Source organism: Bradyrhizobium sp. P2_E8 (assembly GCF_056403875.1).
Genome location: NZ_JBFUES010000960.1, coordinates 1 through 2,801, shown reverse-complemented (window position 1 = coordinate 2,801; position 2,801 = coordinate 1). Strand labels below are relative to the sequence as shown.

The 2,801-nt window shown below is 66.7% G+C and carries 3 protein-coding genes; 1 reads left to right on the top strand and 2 read right to left on the bottom strand.

Annotated features, from left to right (window positions below; translation table 11 throughout):
* Nucleotides 1-870, bottom strand: an 870-nt coding sequence (leuB, locus tag AC1D00_RS34980; RefSeq protein ID WP_477013820.1) for a 3-isopropylmalate dehydrogenase, incomplete at its 3' end; no start/stop codon positions are given.
* 248 nt (nucleotides 871-1,118) lie between these two features.
* On the opposite strand from leuB, the gene AC1D00_RS34975 reads away from it, so the two are divergent.
* Nucleotides 1,119-2,309: a YbfB/YjiJ family MFS transporter gene (locus tag AC1D00_RS34975; protein ID WP_477013819.1), complete on the top strand. Its 1,191-nt coding sequence runs from the start codon at nucleotides 1,119-1,121 to the stop codon at nucleotides 2,307-2,309.
* A gap of 159 nt (nucleotides 2,310-2,468) precedes the next feature.
* On the opposite strand, the gene AC1D00_RS34970 is transcribed toward AC1D00_RS34975, so the two are convergent.
* Nucleotides 2,469-2,801 (bottom strand): molybdopterin-dependent oxidoreductase (locus AC1D00_RS34970; RefSeq protein ID WP_477013818.1); only part of this gene is annotated, 333 nt, incomplete at its 5' end.

Genomic DNA, 2,801 nt, shown 5'->3' with positions numbered 1-2,801 from the left:
GCCGTGCACCGGCTCGTACAGCGCCTTGCGCTTCTTGCTCTTGACGTCGACCTCGCCGAGCGAGGCCGAGGGCAGCATGCCGAGCGAGCCGGTCAGCATCGCCGCGATGTCGGACAGCATGTCGCCGAACAGATTGTCCGTGACGATGACGTCGAACTGCTTCGGCCACTTCACCAGCATCATGCCGCCGGAATCGGCGAGCTGATGCTCGAGCGTGACATCGGGATATTCGCGCTTGTGGACCTGCGTGACGACCTCGTTCCAGAGCACGCCCGACTTCATGACGTTGCGCTTCTCCATCGACGTCACCTTGTTCTTGCGCTTCTTGGCAAGGTCGAAGGCGACGCGGGCGATGCGCTCGATCTCATAGGTGTCGTAGACCTGGGTATCGATGGCGCGCTTCTGGCCGTTGCCGAGATCGGTGATGGTCTTGGGCTCGCCGAAATAGACGCCGCCGGTGAGCTCGCGCACGATGACGATGTCGAGGCCCTCGATCGCCTCGCGCTTCAGGCTCGAGGCATCGGCCAGCGCCGGGTAGCACACGGCGGGGCGGAGGTTGGCGAACAGGCCGAGATCCTTGCGCAGGCGGAGCAGGCCGGCTTCGGGGCGCACCTCGTAGGGAACGGCGTCCCACTTGGGACCACCGACCGCGCCGAAGATGATGGCGTCGGCGGCAAGCGCCTTGGCCATGTYGCCCTCGGAGATCGACACCTTGTGCGCGTCATAGGCGGAGCCGCCGACGAGGCCGGTATCGGTCTCGAATTTGGCGATCCCGGCCGAATTGAGCCAGTCGATCAGCCGCTTCACCTCGCCCATCACCTCGGGGCCGATACCGTCGCCGGGAAGCAGCAGCAGTTTGTGGGTCGCCATGGTCAGATCCTTCTCAATCCTCTCTCGTCATTCCGGGGCGCGAGCAAAGCGAGCGAGCCCGKAATCCATCAGGCCACGCAACAAGTGGTGGAATGGATTCCGGGCTCGCGCCAAAAGGCGCGCCCCGGAATGACGGCCGGCCGGAGTGCTAGAGCGGTGTTGCGCGCTTGGCAAGACACCATTGCCGCGCCGCGGCTGTGCAAGACCGGCAGGGCCTGCCACAGTGCGGGTCGCCGGAGTACCCCCTTGTGCACGCCCCTGACCGCCCCCCGCCCGACGCGCACCCCGCGCGGCTGATCCTGACCCTGTCGCTGGCGGCGACGGTCGGGCTCGGCATCGGCCGCTTTGCCTATGCGCTGGTGCTGCCCGACATGCGGGAGGACCTCGGCTGGTCCTACTCGGCGGCCGGTTTCATGAACACCATCAACGCCGTCGGCTACCTCGTGGGCGCGCTGGTGGCGTCCCGGCTGATCCGGCGCGTCGGCTGGTCGGCCGCGATCCGCGTGGGAACCCTGGCCTGCGTCGCTGCGCTCGCCACCTGCGCGCTGACAGGCAATTTCGTGGCGCTGAGCCTGGCACGCCTGGTGCTGGGCCTGGGGGCAGCGGCCGGCTTCGTCGCCGGGGGCGCCCTGGCCGCGTCGATTGCGCAATCGCGCCCGGAGCGGGCGAATTTCCTGCTCAGCCTGTACTATGCCGGCCCCGGGATCGGCATTCTCGCCTCGGGGCTGATCGCCCCGTTCACGCTCCAGCATTTCGGGCCGGGCTCGTGGTGGCTGGTGTGGTGGGCGCTGACGCTGCTCTCGGCCGCGATGACCGTGCCTCTGTTCCTGATCCGCATCGAGAGCCGAGCGCGTTTCACGGAAGGCGGCCATGCCTCCTTCGCCATTCTCCCCGTGCTGATCTATCTCGCCGGCTACTTCCTGTTCGGCGCCGGCTACATCGCCTACATGACCTTCATGATCGCCTATGTGCGCGACGGCGGCGGTGGTGCCGCAGCGCAAGCCGCGTTCTGGAGCCTGATCGGCCTCAGTGCCTTCGTCACGCCGTGGGTCTGGCGCGGCGTGCTCGCGCTGGATCGCGGCGGGCTTGCCACCGCCATCATCCTCGGCACCAACGCGGTCGGCGCGGGCCTGCCGATGCTGGGACATTCGACCGCGTGGCTTGCGACCTCGGCGGTCGTGTTCGGCGTCGCCTTCTTCGCCGTGGTCGGCTCGACCACGGCCTTCGTCCGCTTCAATTATCCGCCCGAGGTGTGGCCGACCGCGATCGCGGCAATGACGATCTCGTTCGGCGTCGGGCAGACGCTGGGACCGATCGTGGTCGGCGCGATCACGGATGCGCTGGGCAGCCTGAGTTATGCGCTGAACGTCTCGGCGGCGCTGCTGGCGCTTGGGGCCTTCGCGACGCTGTGCCAGCGGAAGGTGGGGCCAGCCAAATAAACGGTGTCGTAGGGTGGGTTAGCCCGCGGCCGCGCGCAGCGCGGTCCGCTGGCGTAACCCAGCACTTCTTTTTTCACCGCGGAAACCAAAGAGGTGGGTTACGCCCACCGGACTGCGCTTCGCGCAGCCGCAAGGCTAACCCACCCTACAGCAGCGCAGCTAGCTCCCACTGAACGAATTATACCCCTGGTCTTCCCAATAGCCGCCCTTGTAGTCGTTGGTGACTTCCATCGAGACGACGTATTTCGGGTTCTTGAAGCCGAGCTTGGTCGGCACGCGGATCTTCATTGGGAAACCATAAGCGCGCGGCAGGATCTCGCCCGCGTATTTGAACGTCATCTGGGTCTGCGGATGCAGCGCGCTGCGCATGTCCAGAGGCGAGTTGTAGCCGTCCTTGTCGGCGCATTGGAACCAGACGTATTTCGCGCGCGTGTCGGCGCCGACCAGCTTGAGGAAATCGCGGAGCGGCGTGCCGGTCCAGCTGCCGATCGC